The 20,251-nt window shown below is 67.4% G+C and carries 17 protein-coding genes; 7 read left to right on the forward strand and 10 right to left on the reverse strand.

The genetic code is table 11. The annotated features are described in order from the left end of the window. Positions 1–202: 202 nt before the first annotated feature. The 5 genes from BW990_RS17910 to BW990_RS17930 all read right to left on the reverse strand — a co-directional run bounded on the left by BW990_RS17910 (position 203) and on the right by BW990_RS17930 (position 5,544). Positions 203–958: an ABC transporter ATP-binding protein gene (locus BW990_RS17910; RefSeq protein ID WP_076450260.1), complete on the reverse strand. Its 756-nt coding sequence runs from the start codon at positions 956–958 to the stop codon at positions 203–205. Between the two features lie 84 nt (positions 959–1,042). Beyond that, positions 1,043–1,798, reverse strand: a complete 756-nt coding sequence (locus BW990_RS17915; RefSeq protein WP_076450263.1) for an ABC transporter ATP-binding protein — start codon at positions 1,796–1,798, stop codon at positions 1,043–1,045. Between the two features lie 9 nt (positions 1,799–1,807). Next, the gene (locus BW990_RS17920; RefSeq protein WP_076450266.1) at positions 1,808–3,010 is read right to left on the reverse strand and encodes a branched-chain amino acid ABC transporter permease; all 1,203 of its coding nucleotides are present in this window, start codon (positions 3,008–3,010) and stop codon (positions 1,808–1,810) included. A gap of 4 nt (positions 3,011–3,014) precedes the next feature. Beyond that, the gene (locus tag BW990_RS17925; RefSeq protein WP_076450268.1) at positions 3,015–4,046 is read right to left on the reverse strand and encodes a branched-chain amino acid ABC transporter permease; all 1,032 of its coding nucleotides are present in this window, start codon (positions 4,044–4,046) and stop codon (positions 3,015–3,017) included. 133 nt (positions 4,047–4,179) lie between these two features. After that, entirely contained in the window at positions 4,180–5,544 is a 1,365-nt protein-coding gene (locus tag BW990_RS17930) for a substrate-binding protein (RefSeq protein WP_076450271.1), read from the reverse strand. Between the two features lie 219 nt (positions 5,545–5,763). On the opposite strand from BW990_RS17930, the gene BW990_RS17935 reads away from it, so the two are divergent. The 5 genes from BW990_RS17935 to BW990_RS17955 all read left to right on the forward strand — a co-directional run bounded on the left by BW990_RS17935 (position 5,764) and on the right by BW990_RS17955 (position 11,819). Then, a complete protein-coding gene (locus BW990_RS17935; protein ID WP_076450273.1) occupies positions 5,764–7,116 on the forward strand; it encodes a helix-turn-helix domain-containing protein in 1,353 nt (450 codons plus the stop codon). A 90-nt stretch (positions 7,117–7,206) separates the two neighbouring features. Then, a complete protein-coding gene (locus BW990_RS17940) occupies positions 7,207–7,578 on the forward strand; it encodes a response regulator transcription factor (RefSeq protein WP_076450275.1) in 372 nt (123 codons plus the stop codon). After that, entirely contained in the window at positions 7,575–7,856 is a 282-nt protein-coding gene (locus tag BW990_RS17945) for a hypothetical protein (protein ID WP_076450278.1), read from the forward strand. The genes BW990_RS17940 and BW990_RS17945 overlap by 4 nt, the downstream gene beginning before the upstream one ends. Then, complete coding sequence (locus tag BW990_RS17950) at positions 7,853–10,579, forward strand: sensor histidine kinase (RefSeq protein ID WP_076450280.1); 2,727 nt, start codon at positions 7,853–7,855, stop codon at positions 10,577–10,579. The genes BW990_RS17945 and BW990_RS17950 overlap by 4 nt, the downstream gene beginning before the upstream one ends. 67 nt (positions 10,580–10,646) lie before the next feature. After that, positions 10,647–11,819, forward strand: a complete 1,173-nt coding sequence (locus tag BW990_RS17955; protein ID WP_076450281.1) for a FliM/FliN family flagellar motor switch protein — start codon at positions 10,647–10,649, stop codon at positions 11,817–11,819. A gap of 136 nt (positions 11,820–11,955) precedes the next feature. Here BW990_RS17955 and BW990_RS17960 read toward each other — a convergent pair whose 3' ends face one another. Genes BW990_RS17960 through BW990_RS17970 form a run of 3 tightly spaced genes read right to left on the reverse strand, consistent with a single transcriptional unit; the run spans position 11,956 to position 13,259 of the window. Then, a complete protein-coding gene (locus tag BW990_RS17960; RefSeq protein WP_076450282.1) occupies positions 11,956–12,390 on the reverse strand; it encodes a protein tyrosine phosphatase family protein in 435 nt (144 codons plus the stop codon). A 9-nt stretch (positions 12,391–12,399) separates the two neighbouring features. Next, positions 12,400–12,834, reverse strand: a complete 435-nt coding sequence (locus BW990_RS17965; protein WP_076450283.1) for a DUF6691 family protein — start codon at positions 12,832–12,834, stop codon at positions 12,400–12,402. Continuing rightward, positions 12,834–13,259 carry a YeeE/YedE family protein gene (locus tag BW990_RS17970; RefSeq protein ID WP_076450284.1) on the reverse strand — a complete coding sequence of 142 codons (426 nt, stop codon included), beginning with the start codon at positions 13,257–13,259 and terminating at the stop codon, positions 12,834–12,836. The genes BW990_RS17965 and BW990_RS17970 overlap by 1 nt, the downstream gene beginning before the upstream one ends. Positions 13,260–13,489: 230 nt before the next feature. On the opposite strand from BW990_RS17970, the gene BW990_RS17975 reads away from it, so the two are divergent. Then, on the forward strand, positions 13,490–15,493 hold the full coding sequence (locus tag BW990_RS17975) for an enoyl-CoA hydratase-related protein (RefSeq protein WP_076450285.1): 2,004 nt from the start codon (positions 13,490–13,492) through the stop codon (positions 15,491–15,493). A gap of 121 nt (positions 15,494–15,614) precedes the next feature. Next, entirely contained in the window at positions 15,615–17,516 is a 1,902-nt protein-coding gene (locus BW990_RS17980) for an acyl-CoA synthetase (RefSeq protein ID WP_076450287.1), read from the forward strand. A 443-nt stretch (positions 17,517–17,959) separates the two neighbouring features. Here the strand turns inward: BW990_RS17980 and BW990_RS17985 are convergent, their stop codons facing one another. Then, positions 17,960–19,039, reverse strand: coding sequence for an alcohol dehydrogenase catalytic domain-containing protein (locus tag BW990_RS17985; RefSeq protein ID WP_076450290.1), 1,080 nt, complete (start codon positions 19,037–19,039; stop codon positions 17,960–17,962). Continuing rightward, complete coding sequence (locus BW990_RS17990) at positions 19,036–20,250, reverse strand: MFS transporter (protein WP_076450292.1); 1,215 nt, start codon at positions 20,248–20,250, stop codon at positions 19,036–19,038. Before BW990_RS17990 ends, BW990_RS17985 begins: the two co-directional genes overlap by 4 nt. Position 20,251 lies beyond the last annotated feature (1 nt).

A 20,251-nucleotide genomic window follows, 5' to 3' on the forward strand; every position in this document is an offset into this window, starting at 1 on the left:
ATTTCGCCGCATCCACATGGGCATGCGAAACGAAATCCGCGCTCGGCGCAAAGGTCTCGTTCGGGTCGTGATGGCTCATGGTCTCGCTCCTCCTTCTCCGTGCCCACGAAACCGCGAGCCCCGTGCGTTTGTTCCTAAAGAAAAGGCCGGGAGCGCGAACCCCCGACCTTTCGGTGACCAGCGACCAGCCGTCGGGGACGGATCAGATCGCCAGGTATTCGTGCCGCAATTCCTCGTTCTCGAGCACTTCGGCGGCGCTGCCGTCGAAGACCACCGAACCCGTGTCGAGAATGATCGCGCGGTCGGCCAGCTGCAGCGCACGCACGGCGTTCTGCTCCACGAGGATTGTGGTCATGCCCTGCTCCTTGATGAGGCGCAGCGTCTTTTCGATCTCGTCCACGATGACCGGGGCAAGGCCCTCATAGGGCTCGTCGAGCAAGAGCACCTTGATGTCGCGCGCAAGCGCCCGGGCGATGGAGAGCATCTGCTGCTCGCCGCCCGACAGCGTCACGCCTTCCTGCTTGCGGCGCTCGCCGAGGCGCGGGAAGAGATCGTAGAGCCGCTCGATCGACCAGCCGATGGGGGGCTGGATCTGCGCCAGCTGCAGGTTCTCCTCGACCGTCAGGCCGGGAATGATGCGGCGATCCTCGGGCACGAGGCCGAGACCCGCCACCGCCGCCTCGTGCGAGGCCATCCGGTGCAGGGGCTGGTGATCGAGCCAGATCTCGCCCTTGAGAACCTGCGGATTGCCGAGCCGCGCGATGGAGCGCAGCGTCGTGGTCTTGCCGGCGCCGTTGCGGCCCAGAAGCGCGAGGATCTCGCCTTCATGGACGTTGAAGGAGATGCCTTGGACGATGTAGCTCTCGCCGTAATAGGAATGCATGTCCCAGACCGACAGAAAGGCGGGGGCCGTCTCGGCGTGGTTGGCGTTCTTGGAAAAATCGGGGCGCACGTTCATCTTCTCTTCCTCCTGTACCGGACCTGATCCGGAACCTCAGCGTTGGCGGCCCCGGCGCGGGGCCGGGGGCGCGATGTGCTTGGATCAGGCGGCTTCGCCCAGATAGGCTTCCTTGACCTTCGGATGCCCCTTGATGTTCTCGGGCGTGTCCTCGACCAGCGGCGTGCCCTGCGCGAGCACGGTGATCCGGTCGGCGAGCGAGAACACGACATGCATGTCGTGCTCGATGATGCACATGGTGATGTCGCGCTTTTCCTTGATCTCCTTCAGAAGGTCGATCGTGTTGTTGGTATCGGCGCGCGCCATGCCCGCGGTCGGCTCGTCCAGAAGCAGGAGTTTCGGGCGCTGGATCAGGCACATCGCCATCTCCAGCCGCCGCTTGTCGCCGCGCGACATCGACGCCGAATGCATGTCCTGCTTGTCGAGCATGTTGACCTCGTCGAGCATCTTCTCGGCCTCGGCCCGAAGTTCGCGCTCGTCCTCCAGCGACTCGATCGCGTGCATGCGGAACGACCCGTCGCGCTTGGCCAGAAGCGGGATCATCATGTTCTCCATGACGCTCAGATCGCCGAAGATCTCGGGCGTCTGGAAGACGCGGGAGATGCCCATCTGGTTGATCTCGTAGGGCTTGCGCCCCAGCACCGACTGGCCCGCGAACATCACCGATCCGGTATCCGGGATGAGCTTGCCGACCAGGCAGTTGAGCAGCGTGGACTTGCCCGCCCCGTTCGGCCCGATGATCGCGTGGACCGTGTTCTCGGCGACCGAGAGGTTCACATCGCCCAGGGCCTGCAGACCCCCGAAGCGCTTGTTGACGTTCTTGACTTCAAGAATTCCCATGGCGCGCTCCTATTCGGCGGGGGTTTGCTGGTTGGCGGTCTTGCCGTCCTTTTCCGCGGCCTTCTTGCCGCGGAACATCGCCGCGATCTTCTGGCCGCCCTGGACGAGGCCGCCGGGCAGGAAGATCACCACCGCCATGAACATCAGGCCCAGCGTCAGGTGCCAGCCCTTGCCCACGAAGGGGTAGAAGATCGTCACGAGGAAATCCTCCATCCCGTCCGGCAGGAAGGCGAACCATTCGTGCAGCACGGTCGAGTTGATCTTGGAGACGATGTTTTCCATATACTTGATGAAGCCTGCGCCGAGGACCGGACCAATCAGGGTGCCCGCGCCGCCGAGGATCGTCATCAGCACCACCTCGCCCGAGGCGGTCCAGAACATCCGTTCGGGGCCCACCTGGGTGTCCATCGCCACCATCAGGCCACCGGCGAGACCAGCATACATGCCCGAGATCACGAAGGCCGCCAGCGTGTAGGGCTTGGAGTTGAGGCCCGTGTAGTTCATCCGCTGCTGGTTCGACTTCACCGCGCGGAGCATCATGCCGAAGGGCGAGCGGAAGATGCGGATCGCGAGGTAGAAGGCCGCGATCATCACCACGGCGCAGACGTAATAGCCCACGTTCATGGTGAACTCCCAGCCGCCCAGCGTGATCACCGAGCTGTCGGACATCTCGAGGCCGAAGAAGTTGGCGCGGCCGATCTCGCCCTCCGCCACGTTGGACAGAAGCGGCGTGTCGCCCGGTTTGATCTGCAGGCCGGTCTCGCCGCCGGTGATCGGCGTAAGCACCGAATAGGCCAGCGCATAGGACATCTGCGCGAAGGCCAGCGTGAGGATCGAGAAGTAGATGCCAGAGCGGCGCAGCGAGATATAGCCCACCAGCACCGAGAAGAGCCCGGCGAAGACGATCGCCATGATGATGCCCGGCACGATGTTCAGCGAGACGAGCTTCATCATCCAGATCGCCGCGTAGGAGCCGACCCCGAGGAAGGCCGCGTGACCGAAGGACAGGTAGCCGGTCAGGCCGAACAGGATGTTGAAGCCGATGGCGAAGATCCCGAAGATCACGAAGCGCTGCATCAGGTCCGGATAGCCCGCGTTGAACTGCGCCATCGCGCTGTCGACCGGGAAGGGGTTGAGCAGGAAGGGAGCCAGCAGGGCCAGCACCGCGACGAGGATGAAGACCGAAAGGTCCTTACCTTTGATACCGAGCATGGTCTTACTCCTCCATGACGCCCTTGCGGCCCATCAGGCCACGCGGACGGGTCAGCAGAATGATGATCGCGACGAGGTAGATGACGATCTGATTGATGCCGGGCAGCAGCTGCACCACGGCGGGCATCGAGGCAAAGCTCTCGAGAATTCCCAGGAGGAACCCCGCGAAGACGGCGCCCGGCAGCGATCCCATGCCGCCCACGACGACCACGACGAAGCTCAGGACCAGGAAGTCCATGCCCATGTGGTAGTTCGGGGCCACGATGGGCGCGTACATCACCCCGGCGAGGCCCGCGACGCAGGCCGCGATGGCGAACATCAGCGTGAAGCGGCGGTCGATGTCGATGCCCAGAAGGCCCACGGTCTCGCGGTCGGCCATGCCGGCGCGGACGACCATCCCGAAGGTGGTGAACTGCAGGAAGGCGAAGACCGCGCCGATGATGAGCGCCGCGAAGGCGAAATAGACAAGGCGCCAGTAGGGATACATGATCGTCAGCGGATCGAAGCCCAGAAGCACGCCGAAATCGAAGCTGCCGGTGAAGGCCTCGGGGGCCGGGGTCTGGATCGGGTTGGCGCCGAAGAACGCCTTGATGATCTCCTGCAGCACGATGGCGAGGCCGAAGGTCACGAGGATCTGGTCCGCATGGGGGCGCTTGTAGAAATGCTTGATCAGGCCGCGCTCCATGGCGAAGCCGATGCCGACCATGATCGGAATGGAGAACAGGATCGACAGCGGCACCGCCCAGTCGATGATCGAGGCGCCGAGCTCGGGCCCGAAGATGTCATGCATGTAGGGCACGTCGATCTTCATCGGGTTGCCGAGGAAATCGGTCCGGGTCTCGTCGACGATCTCGTGGCTGAGGCTCAGGATGCGCGAGAAGATCACGGCGCAGAAGGCCCCCAGCATGAACAGCGCGCCGTGGGCGAAGTTCACGACGCCGAGCGTGCCGAAGATCAGGGTGAGCCCGAGCGCGATCAGCGCATAGGCCGATCCCTTGTCGAGCCCGTTCAGGACTTGGACGATTATCTGATCCATGGCTCAAAAGCCCCCCAGGTAAACTATCGAGAATCCGGACATTTCCGGTCCGGTCGGATGCGGTGCCGGGGGCGGGGAAGCGCCCCCGGCATCGGGGCCTCGCGCGGGAGGTGCGAGGCCCCGGGGTCGCCGATCAGGCGCCGTTGTTGCAGGTGCCGAGCGCACCGCCCGCGAATTGCGGGTGGTCGGGCGCGTAGGTGACCTGCTCGGTGGGCGTGACTTCGACGATTTCCACCAGGTCGAACTCGTTTTCCGGGTTCTCCTTGCCGCGCACAACGACGACGTCCTTGAAGCACTGGTGATCGTCGGCACGGTAGAGGGTCGGGCCGTTGCCCAGACCGTCGAACTCGAAGCCTTCCAGCGCCTCGACCACGGCACAGGGCGCGAAGGAGCCCGCGCGGGTGACCGCATCGGCGTAAAGCAGCGTCTGCACGTAGCAAGTATGGGCGGCCTGGGACGGCGGGAAGCCGTACTTTTCACCGAAGGACTGCACGAAGGCATTGGTGCCCGAGTAGCGCGCGCCGAGCTGGTTCTCGAGTTTCCAGTCCCAGTTCTGCGAGCCGAGGATGCCGGCGATATTCTGCCCGGCACCGCGGGCCATCAGCTCGGAGTAGAGCGGCACGACGACCTCGAACTTCTTGCCGTTGGCTTCCGCCTCGCGCAGGCCGAACTGAACGGCGTTGGTGAGCGAGTTCACCATGTTGCCGCCGTAATGGTTCAGAACCAGAACGTCCGCGCCCGAGTTCAAAACCGGCGCGATGTAGGCCGAGAAGTCGGTCTGGGTGAGCGGGGTCTTGACCGAGTTCACGGTCTCCCAGCCCAGAGCTTCGGTTGAGGAGGCCATGGCCTCTTCGGTGGTGTAGCCCCAGTTGTAGTCGGCCGTCAGGTGATAGGCCTTGCGGTCCGCGCCATACTGGTCGACGAGGATCGGCGCGAGGGCTGCCCCGGACATGTAGGAGTTGAAGAAGTGGCGGAAGCCATTGGCTTTGCGGTCCTTGCCGGTGGTGTCGTTGGAGTGGGTCAGACCCGCCATGAAGATGATGCCGGCTTCCTGGCAGAGCGCCTGCACGGCCACCGCGACGCCGGAGGACGAGCCGCCCGTGATCATCACCGCGCCGTCCTTCTCGATCATCGAACGGGCGGATGCGCGGGCTGCGTCGGACTTGGTCTGAGTGTCGCCGGTGACGTATTCGACCTTTTTGCCGAGGATGCCGGTGCCGTCCAGCGCCTTCGAAGAGAAGGTCTGCAGCATGCCGCCGTCGCCGCCGCCGTTCAGATGCTCGACCGCCAGCTCCAGTGCCCGGAGTTCGTCCGCGCCCTCTTCTGCATAGGCGTTAGTAAGCGGCACGTTGAAACCGAGCGTGACGGTGTCGCCGCTCGGTGCGTTGGTGAAACCTTCATGGCCTGCTGCGCTGAGATAGGTGGGCAGCGCGAGGCCTGCGCCTGCGGCGGCGCCGGTCTTGAGCACGCCGCGGCGTGTCAGGTTCTGTCTGGACATACAAATCCTCCCTTATTGAAATTGCGCCAGGCTTCCTCCGGCCTGTCACGCAAAGGCACATGTCGTGCAAATGCACTATGACGGCGGATGGGAAAACCTGGCAACAACGCGCTTTACACCCACACTTTTTTTGTCAATGAATGAACGGAATACAGGTGTATTCTGTAAATTTATTGATGCGGCGACGCAGAAAGCCGCTGTAGAAACAGGATTTTCTTCATGGCGCGCGATACGCTGACCGGCAGCCGCATCCGCGAACGGCGCATCATCCTCGGGCTGAAACAGGCCGAGCTCGCCAAGCGCGCCGACATCTCGCCATCCTACCTCAACCTGATCGAGCACAACCGGCGCAGAATCGGCGGCCGGCTATTGGTGGACATCGCGCGGATCCTCGAAGTGGAGCCTTCGGTGCTGACCGAGGGCGCCGAGGCCGCGCTGATCGGGGCGCTGCGGGAAGCGGCCTCCGGCCCGCTCGGCGCCGCGGCGGAGCAGGACCGCGTCGACGAATTCGCCGGGCGCTTTCCCGGATGGGCCGCGCTTCTGGCCCGCTCGCAGCGGCGCATCCAGTCGCTCGAGCGGGCGGTGGACACGCTGTCGGACCGGGTCACGCACGACCCGCAGCTTGCCGCCTCGCTGCACGAGATGCTGAGCCGGGTCACCGCGATCCGCTCGGCGGCCTCGATCCTCGCCGAGCCGGGCGACATCTCGCCGGAATGGCAGGGCCGGTTTCACCGGAACATCTACGAGGATAGCGGCCAGTTGGCCGAGACCTCGCGCGCCCTCGTGGCCTATCTCGAAGCGGCGGACGACAAGAGCGGCAGCGAGGCGACCGCGCCCGAAGAGGAGGTCGACGCCATCCTCGAGGAAGCGCAATACGTCTTCCCGGCGCTCGAGGCCGGAAGCGCGTCGGCCGAAATCGATCCGGCGGTGCCCGAAATGCTCGCCGAAAGCCTGGCCCAGGGCCGGTCCGAGGCGGCCAAGGCGCTGCTGACGGCGCAGCTGTCGCGCTATGCCACCGATGCGGCGGCCCTGCCGCTTGCCGCCCTGACCGAGGCGCTGGCCCGCTGCGGCCCCGATCCCGTGGCGCTTGCGGCCGAGACCGGGCACGGCGTCGCGCGGGTGATGCGGCGGCTGGCGATGCTCGATCCGGACGCGGTGGACAGGCCCGAGGCCCCGGCGGGGTTCGGCCTTGCGATCTGCGACGCATCGGGCGTTCTGACCTTCCGCAAGTCGCTGCCGGATTTCCCGATGCCGCGCTTCGGGGCGGGCTGCCCGCTCTGGCCGCTTTATGCGGCGCTGAACCGCCCCGGGGAGCCGATCTCGGTGCTGGTCCTGCATCCCGGCCAGCCGCCGCGCCCGCATCGCGCCTTCGCCATCGCCGAACCGCTGGGCCCGCCGCGGCTCGACCGGGCGCCGCTTTACGAGGCGACGATGCTGGTGACGCCGGTGGCCGAGGATCACGCGGAACGGGCGCTGCCCGTCGGCGTCAATTGCCGGATCTGCCCGCGCCGGAATTGCGACGGGCGGCGGGAGCCCTCGATCCTCGGCCGGGACCCGCGCGAGGAATTTTGACAGCCGCGCCGGGCGTGATCATAAGTTTCTGGTCAGCGCATGAAATTTGGGCGACAGTCCCGGTGTTAGGCGGAGGGGAGGCCACCTGGCATGACGAAGCGTCTGCTGTTGATCGAAGATGAACCCAATATCATCGAGGCGATCGGATTCATCCTGGCTCGCGACGGCTGGCACGTCAAAAGCCATACATCCGGCAAGGATGCCGCAGAGGTGGCCCGCCGCGAGCGGCCCGACGTGGTCATCCTCGACGTGATGCTGCCGGGCAAGTCCGGCTACGACATCCTGCGCGAGATCCGCGCCGATGACAGCCTCGCGGGCCTGCCGGTCCTGATGCTGACGGCGCGGGGCCAGTCGAAGGACCGCGAACTGGCCGAACAGGCCGGCGCCAACCGCTTCATGACCAAGCCCTTCTCGAACAGCGAGGTGCTGGACGCCGTGCGGGCGCTGGCCCCGGCGTCATGAGCGATCCCGAGGCACGCCCGGTCTCGCCGGTCTTCTTCGAGCGGCGGACCTATCGCCGCCGGCGCCTGCAGGACGCCGCCCGCATCCTGCCGCTGATCGGCGCTTTTGCCTGGCTGATCCCGCTTCTGTGGCCGCGCGGGGCGGAAGATGGCCCGCCGATGAGCCAGGCTCTAATCTACGTCTTCACCATCTGGGTGGTGCTGATCGTCGTCGGCGCGATCCTGTCCTACCGCTTGACGCTGGGCGAGGCCGCCGAGGCGGAGCGGAGCCAGGAATGATCTCCTTCAACGGGCTTGTGGCGATCTGCCTGGCCTATGTGGTCCTGCTCTTCGCCGTGGCCTTCTTCGCCGATGGCGCGGCGCGGCGGGGCCGGGGCGGCTGGCTGCGCTCGCCCATGGTCTATACGTTGTCGCTGTCGGTCTATTGCACCGCCTGGACCTTCTACGGCGCCGTCGGCTCGGCCGCGCGCAGCGGGCTCGAATACCTGACGATCTATCTCGGCCCCACGCTGGTGATGATCGGCTGGTGGTGGGTCCTGCGCAAGCTGGTGCGGATCGGGCGGTCCCAGCGGATCACCTCGGTGGCCGATCTCGTGTCGTCGCGCTATGGCAAGTCGAACCTTCTCGCGGTGGGGGTGACGCTTCTGTCGGTCACCGCGACGACGCCCTATATCGCGCTGCAGCTGCAATCGGTCACCGTCTCTCTGGAGGTCTTCAGCGGCAGCGGCACGGGCAGCGCCATCGGCGCGCTCGCCACGGACGCCGCGTCGGGCGACGGGAACGCCCCCGCGCAAAGCGCCAATTCCGCCTTCCTCGTGGCGCTGGGCCTCGCGCTCTTCACGGTGATCTTCGGCACCCGCAACCTCGATGCGAACGAACGCCATCACGGCGTCGTCATGGCCATCGCGGTCGAGGCCGTTGTGAAGCTCTTCGCGCTGATGGCGGTGGGCGTCTTCGTGGTCTGGGGCCTGTCGGGCGGCATCGCCGAGACGCTGGCGCGGATCGAAGCCTCGCCGCTGCGCAGCTGGGACATCAATGGCGGGCGGTGGGCGGGCCTGATCTTCCTGTCGGCCGCGGCTTTCATCTGCCTGCCGCGGATGTTCCAGGTGTTGGTGGTGGAATCGGCCGACGAGGACCATCTGCGCACCGCGAGCTGGGCCTTCCCGCTTTATCTGCTGCTGATGTCGGTCTTCGTGGTGCCGATCGCGGTGACCGGGCTCGACCTTCTGCCCGCGGGCGCCAACCCGGATCTCTTCGTGGTCACGCTGCCGCTCGCGCAGGGCCAGACGGAGCTTGCGGTCCTGTCGTTTCTCGGCGGGTTCTCCTCGGCGACCTCGATGGTGATCGTGGCCTCCATCGCGGTCTCGACCATGGTCTCCAACCATATCGTCATGCCGCTCTGGCTGCGGCTGACGGGCGGGCGCGCCTCGATGTCGGGCGATATCCGTCACGTGGTGCTGACGGCGCGGCGGGTCTCCATCGTGTCGGTGGTGCTGTTGGGCTATTTCTACTACGCGCTTTCGGGTGGCGGCACGGCGCTTGCCTCCATCGGTATCATCTCCTTCGTGGGGGCGGTGCAGGTGCTGCCCTCGGTGCTGGGCGGTATCTTCTGGCGCGGCGCGACCCGCTTGGGCGCGCTGGCGGGGCTCTTCACCGGGGCGACGCTCTGGGCCTATACGCTGTTCCTGCCCTCCTTCGGCCCGGTCATCTTCTCCGCCGAATTCATGAGCGCGGGGCCCTTCGGCATTGGCTGGCTGGCACCCCATGCGCTTTTCGGGCTCAGCGGCATGGACCCGTTCCTGCACGCGCTGCTGTGGTCCATGTCGCTCAACGCGATCGCCTTCTTCGTGGTCTCGGTCGCGAGTTTTCCGACCCCGCTGGAGCGGCTTCAGGGTGCGCAATTCGTCAATATCTTCCAGCATTCGGGCGGGCCGCGCAGCTGGTCGGCCGGGGTCGCGCAGACCGAGGATCTCCTGATCATGTCGCAGCGGATCCTCGGATCGGACCAGGCCATCGCGCTGTTCCGCCGCGAGGCGCGGCGGATGGGGCTGAAGGGCGATCTGCCGGAACCGGAACCGGGCTTTCTCGAGACGCTGGAGCGCGAGCTGGCGGGCTCGGTCGGCGCGGCCACGGCGCATGCGATGGTCGGACAGATCGTCGGCGGGACCTCCGTGTCGGTGCAGGACCTCATCGCGGTGGCCGACGAATCGGCGCAGCTGATGGAATATTCCGCCCGGCTCGAGGCGCAATCGGCCGAGCTGTCGCGCACCGCGCGGCAATTGCGCGAGGCGAACCAGAAGCTGACCCGCCTGTCGGTGCAGAAAGACGCCTTCCTCAGCCAGATCAGCCACGAGCTGCGCACGCCGATGTCCTCGATCCGGGCCTTTTCCGAGATCCTGCGCGATTCCGACAGCCTGTCCGATGCCGAGCAGTCGAAATTCGCCTCGATCATCCACGACGAGACGATCCGCCTGACGCGGCTGCTGGACGATATCCTCGATCTGTCGGTGATGGAGAATGGGCGCGTCAGCCTGAACCTGCGCGAAGGCACGCTGAGCGACGTGATCGAGCGCGCGGTCGCCGCGGCGGCGGCAGGCGAGGGGGACGGGCTGCGCATCCAGCGCAACCACGTCTCCGAGGTGGTGCGGCTGCATACCGATCTCGACCGGCTGGCGCAGGTCTTCATCAACCTCATCGCCAATGCCCGGAAATATTGCGAGGCCGAGAAGCCTGTCCTGCAGATCCGCGTGCGCGATCTGGGCGACGCTATCTGCGTCGATTTCGTCGATAACGGGCAGGGCGTGCCGGAGGAATCCCGCGACATGATCTTCGAGAAGTTCTCGCGCATGTCGGACCAGAAGGCGGGCGGTGCGGGCCTCGGCCTCGCGATCTGCCGCCAGATCATGGAGCGGCTGGGCGGCACCATCTCCTACTTGCCCGGCGAGACGGGCGGCGCCTTCCGCGTGCGGCTGCCGCGCGATGCCGCTCTGGCGGCGGAATGAGAATTCATCAAGAAAATGGTAACCTAACGCGCCCATAACCCCTGTAGACGGGTGAACGGGACCGAGAATGCACGACGCGCAGGATGCCGAAACAAACGATGTGCTTCGTCGCAAGGCGTCGATCGGACGGCGTGCGTTCGAGGCCCATGGCATGTCGCCGGAAAAGGCCCTGAACCGTGCGCTGGCCCGCGCGGCGGAGACGCATTGGAACCTCGCGCTGCTGGCGCGCGACGTGCAGCAGTCGCGCATCGATCAGGCAAGCTGCGAAGAGGCGCTGGGCGAGGGCGGCATGATCGTGTTGCTCGACGGTCCCGAGGGGCTGCCGGGCTTCGCGCGCATCGACGGCGCGCTCGTCGCGGGCCTGACCGAGGTGCAGACCTTCGGCACCATCTCGGCGATGGAGCCCGAGGATCGGCCCTTCACCGCCACCGATGCGGCGATGACCGCGCCGCTGCTCGATCAGGGACTGGAGAATTTCGCGCGGCTGATGGCCGCCCATCCGCTGCACCGCCAGATCGCGGAATTCCGCTTCGGCGCCCGGGTCGAGACGGCGCGGATCGCGGGCACGCTGATGGATTCGGCCTTCTACACGCTGTTCCGCCTGCAGGTCGATCTGGGGGGCGGTTGCCGGTCCGGGCAGATGATGCTGGCCTTCCCCGAACGCGACACGGCACCCGCCGAAGACGATGCGGAGGCCGACCCGGCCATGCCGCGGCACAGCCAGCTGATGATGACGCTGCCGGTGCATCTCGACGTGGTGCTGTGCCGGCTCACGCTGTCGCTTCGCGACGTGGAGGCGTTGCAGGAGGGCAGCCGCCTGGCCCTGCCGCGCGATGCGCTGACCCGGACGAAACTCTGCGCGGCGGGCGGCCTGTCCATCGCCGAGGGCACATTGGGCCAGATGAACGGCCAACGCGCCCTGCGTCTCGGCGGGGATGCACTGCAGGGCCGGGAGGCGAAGTCCCGGATGGAAAGCCTGGCCGCGACGGCGATGGCGGGAAGCGGGCAGGCCGGTGCCCCGTCCGAGCCCATGGCGCCGCTCGATTTCCAGCAGATGGTCGATGCGGCGGAGCCGTCGCCGTCCGGCCAGGATTCCGCGCCGCCGGGGATCACGCCGCCGCTGGTGGACCTGCCGGATATTCCCGAACTCGACGATCTGCCGGAGCTGCCGCCGCTCGATCTCGACAATTTGCCGCCGATGGAGCTGCCCGACTTGCCGGGGATGGCGCCGCAGGAGTGAAGGGCGGCCATGGGTAAGGGCGTCCGTTCGCGCCGATATGAGCCGCTCTAGGGGCAATCGTCATGCGCGCCCGATCCTGGTTGCGCATGGAAGGCGCGATAGCTGAAGCGTGTGAAGGACGGATCGGCCGGGCCGCTCAGTCGGTCGACTGCGCGGTGATCGCCTCCAGCGTCGGCCGAAGCCCGGCAAGGTCGTAGCCCGCCTGGGCCGCGGCAGACAGGATCTCGTCGACCGGGTCATGACCGGCCCGCGACAAGGCCCAGACCACCGAACACCGCGTCCCCGAGGCGCAATAGGCCAGAACCTTCCCCGGCGCCCCATCGATCAGTTCCGCCTGCGCCGCGACGTTGTCGGGCGTCATGGTCTGGTGCGTGAGCGGCAGCACCTGGAAATCGAGCCCCGCCGCCTCGGCGGCGGCGCCGATGGCCGACGCCTGGTGGCTCGGCGGCACTTCCCCGTCGGGACGATTGCAGATGAGCCGGGTGAAGCCCGCCGCCTTGATGTCGGCGATGTCCTCGGCGTCGATCTGCGGCGAGACGAAATAGCGGTCGGTGATTTGGCGCGGTTCCATGTCGCTGGCCTACTCCGCGGGAACCGCACTGTCCAGACGGCGCCGCACGAACGGGGCCGCAGCCATCCCCGCGAGCATCGCCGCGAGAAAGACCCAGACGCCCGGCCCGCCATAGCTCAGCGAGGCGACGACCGGTCCGGGGCACAGCCCCACGAGGCCCCAACCCATACCGAAAAGCACCGAGCCCACGACGAGGTTGCGCCCGAGACGCGCCTCGGGCGGGGCCGGGAAACTGCCGCCCGCCACCGGTGCCTGCCGCCGCGCGGCGACCTGCCATGCCATGGCCATCGGCACGATCGCACCGCCCATCACGAAGGCCAGCGTCGGATCCCAGTTGCCGAAGACATCGAGCCAGCCCTGCACCTTCGCGGTGTCGGTCATCCCCGAAAGATAGAGCCCGGCCCCGAAGAGCCCGCCCGCGATCAAGGCGAAGATCATCCGCATCACATCACCCCCAGACCGTGCCGCAGGAGCGCGATGGTCAGCCCGCCCGCGAGAATGTAGAAGCAGGTGGCCACGATGCCCCGCAGCGACAGCCGCGAGATGCCGCAGACCCCGTGGCCCGACGTGCAGCCATTGGCGATGCGCGTGCCGACCCCCACCAGAAGCCCGCCCGCGATGAGCAGGATAACGTTCTGCGTGAGATTGTTCTCGACCGCGCCGAACAGCAGCGCGAGGATCAGCGGCACCCCCGCCGTGCCCGCCAGAAAGGCGATCCGTTCGCCCGCATTGCTGCGGCCCGACCCGTCGACGAGCCCGCCGATCAGGCCCGATGCGCCCATGATCCGCCCGTTCGCCAAGAGGAACACCGCCCCTCCGAGGCCGATGAGCCCGCCGCCCAAAAGTCCCATGATCCAGTCCGTCGGCATGCCTTGTCCTTCCATCCACCTGCGCCCGTCCGCGCCGCTGATTCAACACATATAAAAAAATGAATATATTGCAAGAGGGACTCGCTCTGCCGGGCGCGTTGGCTCGCTTCGGGGGGACGCTTGCCCGGCTGTGGATAATTTCGTCTAATGCTGCAAAATCCGGCGGATGTCCGGAGCGGGCAGGCTGACCCGGCCGTGCGGCTGGGCTTTTTCGGATAAAGGGCAGACGGATGCCGGACCTCGTTCATCGCCACGTCGCCGGCGGGATCGCGGTCCTCGAGATCGCGAATCCGCCCGCCAATCTCATCTCTGCGCCGGTGCGGTCGGCCCTGTCGGCGGCGCTCGCCGAGACGCTGGAAGACCCCGGGATCGACGTCCTTCTGATCGTGGCGGCGGGACGCGATTTCTGCACCGGGCTCGATCTGCCGCAACCGCGCGGGTTCGCGGCCCGGGGGGAGCGCGAGGCGCCGACCCTTTCGGCCCTCTGCGCCGAGATCGAAGCCGCGACGAAGCCCGTGGTCGCCGCGATCCAGGGGCAGGTGTTTTCGAGCGGCGCCGAACTCGCACTGGCGGCGCATTACCGCCTTGCCGGCGCAGGGGCGCAGATCGCCTTTCCCGAAGTGCGGGTGGGCCTGTCGCCGCGTGGCGGCAGCACCCAGCGGCTGCCGCGGCTTCTGGGCGCCGATCCGGCGCTCGACCTTCTGCTCGGCGGCCGCCCGGTGACGGTGCGGCGTCCGCCGGCGCGCGCGCTTTTCGACGCGGTCGTCGCGGAGGACCTGCGCGGCGCGGCGCTGCGGTTCTGCGCCCCCCTGCAGGAGGCGGGATCGGGGCCGAGGCCATCCGCCGCGGCCCAGGCCGGTCTGCGCGATCCGGTGGGCTACCAGGCGGCGATCGCGCGCCGGCGTGCGCAATTGGCGGGCCATCCCGAAGCCGCGCGCCACGCCATCCTCGATTGCGTCGAGGCAGCGCAACTTCTGCCCTTCGAGGCCGGGCTCGCCCGCGAGGCCGACGCCTGCCTCGAACTCGCGGGCAGCGATCAGGCGCTGGCGATGCGGCAGATATTCCTGGCCGAACGGCGGCTTCTGGCGGGCGCGGCGCAGGATGCCGCCCACCTTCCGGAGGAGGTCCGGATCGCGGTGCTGGGCGGCGGGCCGCTCGCGACCGAGATCGTCATCTGCGCGTTGAAACACGGGATCGCGGTCAATTGGGGCACGCGCGATCCGTCGCGGCTGCGCGCGGGCATGAATGAGGTGACCGCCGCGCTGACCGCGCAGAAGGCGCGCGGGGCCGTCACGGAAGCCGATCTGCGCGTCATGCTCGACCGGCTGAAGCTCGGCGAAAGCCACAAGATGGCCGAGGGCATCCATGCCGCGATCATCGCCGCGCGCGGGCAGGGGGCCGTGCCGCTGCCGCCCGGCGCGCCGCGGTTCAAGGCCTTTCCGGACCCCGTGGCGCAGGTGGATCTGCGCTTCGCACCGCCGGTGACGCATGCCAATTTCGCCGAGGTGCTGGTGGGGCCCGGCGCCGATCCCGAGGCGGTGCAGTTCGCGCGGGCGCTGGTGCGGCGCATGGGCAAGCTGCCGCTGGTCGTCGCCACGCGGGGCGATGCGGTCACCGACCGGATGATGATGACGCTGCAGGCCGCGGCGGATGCGCTGGTCGATCTGGGCGAGGACCCCTTTGCAATCGATGCGGCGGTGCGGGGCCTCGACTGGCCGCGTGCGCCCTTCGAGATGCGCGATATCGCCGGGCTCGCCGATGGGGCGGGGCGTCCGCGGCCGGAAGGCGCGCGCAACTGGTCCGCGCTGGTCCTGCAGACCGGGCGCCAGGGTCTGGCGACGGGACGCGGCTTCTACCTGCACCGCGAGGAGGGCCGGGTGCCCGATCCCGCTGTGCGCAAGCTCATCGACGACATGCGCCCCCCCGCGCCGCAGCCGCGCGACTTGGATGCGCTTGCCGAGTGCCTCATGACGGCGCTGGCCAATGCGGGCGCGCGGCTCTTGGCCGACCGGGCGGTGGCGCGGTCCGACGACATCGACCTCGCGATGCATCTGGGCCTCGGCTTTCCGCGCTGGCGGGGCGGCCCGATGATGGCCGCGGATCGCGCCGGGCTGTTCCACGTCAAACGCATCCTCGACAGCGTGGATCACCCCGACCGGCGGCTTTGGGAGCCGCATCCGATCTGGGCGGATCTGGTCAAGAACGGCAGACGGTTCGCGGACCTCGGCGCCTGATCGGCGCGCAGGGCCTTCGGACGTTGCGTCAGAGCCGTTTTGCCGTGGCGTCCCCGCTCTTGTACGCTGGCGCAAACGGCAACACAGTGCCGTTCGGGAACACAAGGGAGGGAGACCCACCATGAGCTTTGCATCCAAAGCGGACCGCGATGCGATCGAGAACGAGATGCCGTGGGCGGACCGCGATCTGCCCAAGACGCTCTATGGTCTGTTGTCGAAAACGGCCGGCAAATTCCCGGATCGTCCAGCGGTCAGCTACCAGATCTTCTCGGGCCCGACCGACAAGGCCGAGACCGTCAGCTGGAAGGAACTGCGCGCCAAGACCGCGCAGGCCGCGAACCTCTTCCGCTCGCTCGGCGTGGGTGAGAAGGACGTGGTGGCCTATGTGCTGCCCAATGCCAACGAGACGATCTACACCCTGCTGGGCGGCGCCGTCGCGGGCATCGCCAACCCGATCAACCCGCTGCTGGAGCCCGAGCAGATCGGCGCCATCCTGCGCGAGACCGGCGCCAAGGTGGTCGTCACGCTGAAGCCCTTCCCGAAGACCGATGTCGCCCAGAAGGTGGCCGAGGCGGTGCGCCACGCGCCCGCGGTGCACACCATCCTTGAGGTCGACCTCAATCGCTACCTCACGCCGCCCAAGTCCTGGATCGTGCCCCTCATCCGGCCCAAGATCGAAGGCAACCCCCATGCCAATATCCGCAGCTTCACCAAGGAAATGGCCAAGCAGCCGACCGAACTGACCTTCGAGGACAGCAAGGACGACCGCGTCGCGGCCTATTTCCACACCGGTGGCACCACGGGCATGCCGAAAGTGGCGCAGCACCTCTATTCGGGCATGATCTACAACGGCTGGCTCGGGCATCGGCTGTTGTTCACCGAGGAAGACAACATCATCTGCCCGCTGCCGCTGTTCCACGTCTTCGCCTGCCACGTGATCCTGATGGCCGCGCTCGCCTCGGGGGCGCATGTGGTCTTCCCGACGCCGCAGGGCTATCGCGGCGAGGGCGTCTTCGACAATTTCTGGAAGCTGGTGGAGCGCTGGAAGATCACCTTCGTCATCACCGTGCCGACCGCCGTCTCGGCGCTGATGCAGCGCAAGGTCGATGCCGATGTGTCTTCGGTCAAGACCGCCTTCTCGGGCTCCGCACCGATGCCGATGGAGCTTTTCAAGCGCTTCGAGGCGGCCTCGGGCGTCACGGTGGTGGAAGGCTACGGGCTGACCGAGGCCACCTGCCTCGTCTCCTGCAACCCGCCCGACGGCGAGAAGAAGGTGGGCTCGATCGGCATTCCCTTCCCCTATACCGAGGTGAAGATCGTCAAGCAGACCGACCAGGGCCCGCAGGAATGCGCGGTCGACGAGATCGGCGAGATCTGCATCTCGAACCCCGGCGTCTACGAAGGCGCGACCTATACCGAGGCGGAAAAGAACCGCGACCTCTTCCACGAAGGCCGCTTCCTGCGCACCGGCGATCTGGGCCGGATCGACGCGGATGGCTATCTGTGGATCACCGGCCGCGCGAAGGACCTCATCATCCGCGGTGGGCATAATATCGACCCCGCCGAGATCGAGGAGGCGCTGCTGACCCATCCCGCCGTCGCCTTCGCTGGTGCCATCGGCCAGCCCGACGCGCATTCGGGCGAGATGCCATGCGCCTATGTGGAGCTGGTGGCCGGCGGTGAGGTCACGCCGGAGGAGCTGATCGAGCATTGCAAGATCCACGTCCATGAGCGCGCGGCCCAGCCCAAGCACATGGACATCCTCGACGAGCTGCCGAAGACCGCCGTGGGCAAGGTGTTCAAGCCCGACCTGCGCAAGATGGCGATCACGCGGGTCTATAACGACGCGCTCGAAAAGGCCGATTGCCCGGCGCGGGTCACCTCGGTGATCGACGACAAGAAACGCGGGCTGGTGGCGCAGGTCGCCGGCAACGGCGCCCCCGAGGGCGACATCAACGCGGTGCTGTCGGCCTTCGTGCGGCCCTGGGAATATGCCGAGGAGAAGGCGGTCGCGGCGGAATAAGGTCTGCTGGACAACTGAACAAGCTCAGGCGCCGATCCCTAGCGGATCGGCGTTTGTCGTTCCTGGCAGGCATTGGTGGGTACGCAGCCACCTTCAGTTTTGACGGGTGATATGATCGCCAAGCCGGAACGGTACCGAAAGTGCCTGGCCAGCGGTCATGCCGGAGGCATGCGTCCCGCATGACCCGGCCCCGCCGGAGCGGCGCTGTGTTGACCCGCGCGCGGCTTGGTCAGCGCAATGATTTTGCATGATATAGCGTCTGTCGCGGGCGTTGCGGCGCCAGCCCGCCGGACTGGCGCTGGCCGGGCGCTGTTGAAGCTGGCCATCATCCTCGGGCTCGACCCGAGGATCTCTCCAAACTCTCGCTTGGTTTGGGTAAAGGTCCTTGGACCAGGCCCGAGGATGACGGCTTTCCGTCCGCCGCGTGGCGTCACCCAACGGCCTTAAAAGACGATCACGTTCCGCCGCGCCGTCCCGGATTTCGTATCCGCCACCGCGTCATTGATCTGATCGAGCGACCAGCGCCCCGAAATCAATTCATCCAGCTTCAGACGCCCCTGCGCCCAGAGGTCGGCCATCCACGGGATATCCCGGGCGATCACCACGTCGCCCATCTTGGAGCCGATCATCGCCTGGCCGGTATATGCCGCGATCACCGGCTCGTAAGAGGCGGTCTGACCGGAATGCGGCATGCCCACCATGACCATGCGCCCGCCCCAGCCCAGGTAGCGCGGCGCGGTTTCGTAGGCGGCGATGGCGCCCACCGTCACCACGCAGAGATCGGCCCCGCGCCCCAGCGCGCGCAGCGCGGCCTTCCATGGCTTGGCATCGCTGGCCAGCACGCCGTCCGTGGCGCCGAATGCCTTCGCGGTTTCCAGCTTGCCGGCGCTCATGTCGACCGCCACGATGCGCCGCGCGCCCGCGATCCGCGCGCCCTGGATCGCGTTCAGCCCGACGCCGCCCGCACCGATCACCACCACGTCCTCGCCCGGGCGCAGGCGGCCCGCATGGATCACGCTGCCCACACCGGTGATCACGCCGCACCCCAGAAGTGCCGCGACCTCGCCGGGCATCGTGTCGGGCACCGCCACGCATTGGTTGCGCCCGATCACAACGCCGGTGGCGAAGGCGCCGCAATCCATCTCGGCCATGACCGGGCTGCCGTCCGGGCGGGCCAGCGGTGTGGGATGCCGCGCGGGCGTCTGGCAGAGCGTCGGACGCCCACCCGCGCAGGTCGCGCAGGTGCCGCAGGCGCGGATCAGCGTCATCACCACGCGCTGGCCGACCTCCAGATCGGTGACGCCGTCGCCCAGGGCCGTGACCCGGCCCGCCGCCTCGTGGCCCAGCACCAGCGGTGGGGTGCCGCCATAGCCGCCCTCGGCATAGGCGATGTCCGAATGGCAGATCGCGACGGCCTCCACGGCGACCTCGATCTCGCCCGCGCGCGGGGCGGCAAGCGTCAGCGTCTCGATCTCGAAGGGCGCGCCGAAGGCGGTCAGGACGGCGGCTCTGATCTCGGTCATGCGGCTTTCTCCTCGATGCGGCCGACGCCGCGCGGGCCGAACATCAGCGCCAGCGCAAAGGCGAGGATGCCGACGGACAATGCGAAGGGCGCGCCTGCAAAGCCCGGGCCTTCGCCGCGCGTGAAGAAGAAGAACGTCCCGGTCATCAGCGGCGGCGACAGGATCGCGGCCAGCGCCCCGCAGGCGCTGAAGAGGCCCTGCAGCGCGCCCTGTTCGTTATCGGGCACCTGCCGCGCCAGAAGCCCTTGGATCGCGGGCGAGGTGACGGCGGCGAAGCCCGCCAGCGGCACGAGGATCAGAACGATCGTGCCCGAGGTCAGCACCGAAAGAAGGGTGAAGACGAGGGCGTTCATGCAGAGCCCGTAGATCACCGTGCCGCGCTCGCCCAGGATGCGCAGGAAGACCCGGATCAGCCCGGCCTGCATGATCGCCGCGGTGATCCCGAAAAGCCCCAGCGACAGCCCGATGGTGCGCGCGTCCCAGTCGAAGCGGGCCACGCCGTAATAGGACCAGATCGACGGGTAGACGAAGAACGCGACCTGCAGCAGGAAGAAGACCAGCAGGGTGCGCGCGGCGCCGGGGATGCGCCCCATGGCGCGGAAAGCGCCGAGGGGATCGAGCCTGCGGGGGTCGATGGCGCGGCGGTTGGCATCGGTGACCGTCTCGGGCAGGGCGAGGTAACCGATGACGAGGTTGAGCGCGGCGAGGGCCGCTGCAGCGAAGAACGGCGCGCGGGTGCCGAACTCGCCCAGAAAGCCGCCCAGGATCGGCCCGATCACGAAGCCCATGCCGAAGCCCGCGCCGATCAATCCGAAATTCGCGGCCTTCTCGTGCGGCGGGGAGAGATCCGCCATCGCCGCAGAGGCCGCCGATTGCGTGGCCGCCGTCATGCCCGCCACGATGCGCCCCGCCAGCAGAAGCCAGATCGTGCCCGCGACGCCCATCACGATGTAATCGAGCGACATGATGAAAAGCGCGCCCAGCAGGACGGGACGGCGGCCGTAACGGTCCGAGAGCGAGCCCAGAAGCGGCGCGCAGAGGAACTGCATCAGCGCGAAGGACGTGGCGAGAAGCCCGCCCCAGAGGGCGGCATTGGAGATGTCGCTGCCCGTCACCTCGCGCATGAGGTCGGGCATGACGGGCATGATCAGCCCGACGCCCATCGCGTCGATCACCACGGTGGAGACGAGGAAGGCCTTGGCGGTGCGCATC

The organism is Roseivivax lentus (assembly GCF_900156805.1).
Lineage (GTDB): Bacteria > Pseudomonadota > Alphaproteobacteria > Rhodobacterales > Rhodobacteraceae > Roseivivax > Roseivivax lentus.

Coding starts and splice junctions, on each gene's coding strand:
- BW990_RS17930 (WP_076450271.1), bottom strand. CDS start 5,544: ATGTCCAGACAGAACCTGACACGCCGCGGCGTGCTCAAGACCGGCGCC.
- BW990_RS17920 (WP_076450266.1), bottom strand. CDS start 3,010: ATGCTCGGTATCAAAGGTAAGGACCTTTCGGTCTTCATCCTCGTCGCG.
- BW990_RS17980 (WP_076450287.1), top strand. CDS start 15,615: ATGAGCTTTGCATCCAAAGCGGACCGCGATGCGATCGAGAACGAGATG.
- BW990_RS17925 (WP_076450268.1), bottom strand. CDS start 4,046: ATGGATCAGATAATCGTCCAAGTCCTGAACGGGCTCGACAAGGGATCG.
- BW990_RS17945 (WP_076450278.1), top strand. CDS start 7,575: ATGAGCGATCCCGAGGCACGCCCGGTCTCGCCGGTCTTCTTCGAGCGG.
- BW990_RS17985 (WP_076450290.1), bottom strand. CDS start 19,039: ATGACCGAGATCAGAGCCGCCGTCCTGACCGCCTTCGGCGCGCCCTTC.
- BW990_RS17965 (WP_076450283.1), bottom strand. CDS start 12,834: ATGCGGATGATCTTCGCCTTGATCGCGGGCGGGCTCTTCGGGGCCGGG.
- BW990_RS17960 (WP_076450282.1), bottom strand. CDS start 12,390: ATGGAACCGCGCCAAATCACCGACCGCTATTTCGTCTCGCCGCAGATC.
- BW990_RS17915 (WP_076450263.1), bottom strand. CDS start 1,798: ATGGGAATTCTTGAAGTCAAGAACGTCAACAAGCGCTTCGGGGGTCTG.
- BW990_RS17950 (WP_076450280.1), top strand. CDS start 7,853: ATGATCTCCTTCAACGGGCTTGTGGCGATCTGCCTGGCCTATGTGGTC.
- BW990_RS17955 (WP_076450281.1), top strand. CDS start 10,647: ATGCACGACGCGCAGGATGCCGAAACAAACGATGTGCTTCGTCGCAAG.
- BW990_RS17935 (WP_076450273.1), top strand. CDS start 5,764: ATGGCGCGCGATACGCTGACCGGCAGCCGCATCCGCGAACGGCGCATC.
- BW990_RS17940 (WP_076450275.1), top strand. CDS start 7,207: ATGACGAAGCGTCTGCTGTTGATCGAAGATGAACCCAATATCATCGAG.
- BW990_RS17910 (WP_076450260.1), bottom strand. CDS start 958: ATGAACGTGCGCCCCGATTTTTCCAAGAACGCCAACCACGCCGAGACG.
- BW990_RS17970 (WP_076450284.1), bottom strand. CDS start 13,259: ATGCCGACGGACTGGATCATGGGACTTTTGGGCGGCGGGCTCATCGGC.
- BW990_RS17990 (WP_076450292.1), bottom strand. CDS start 20,250: ATGCGCACCGCCAAGGCCTTCCTCGTCTCCACCGTGGTGATCGACGCG.
- BW990_RS17975 (WP_076450285.1), top strand. CDS start 13,490: ATGCCGGACCTCGTTCATCGCCACGTCGCCGGCGGGATCGCGGTCCTC.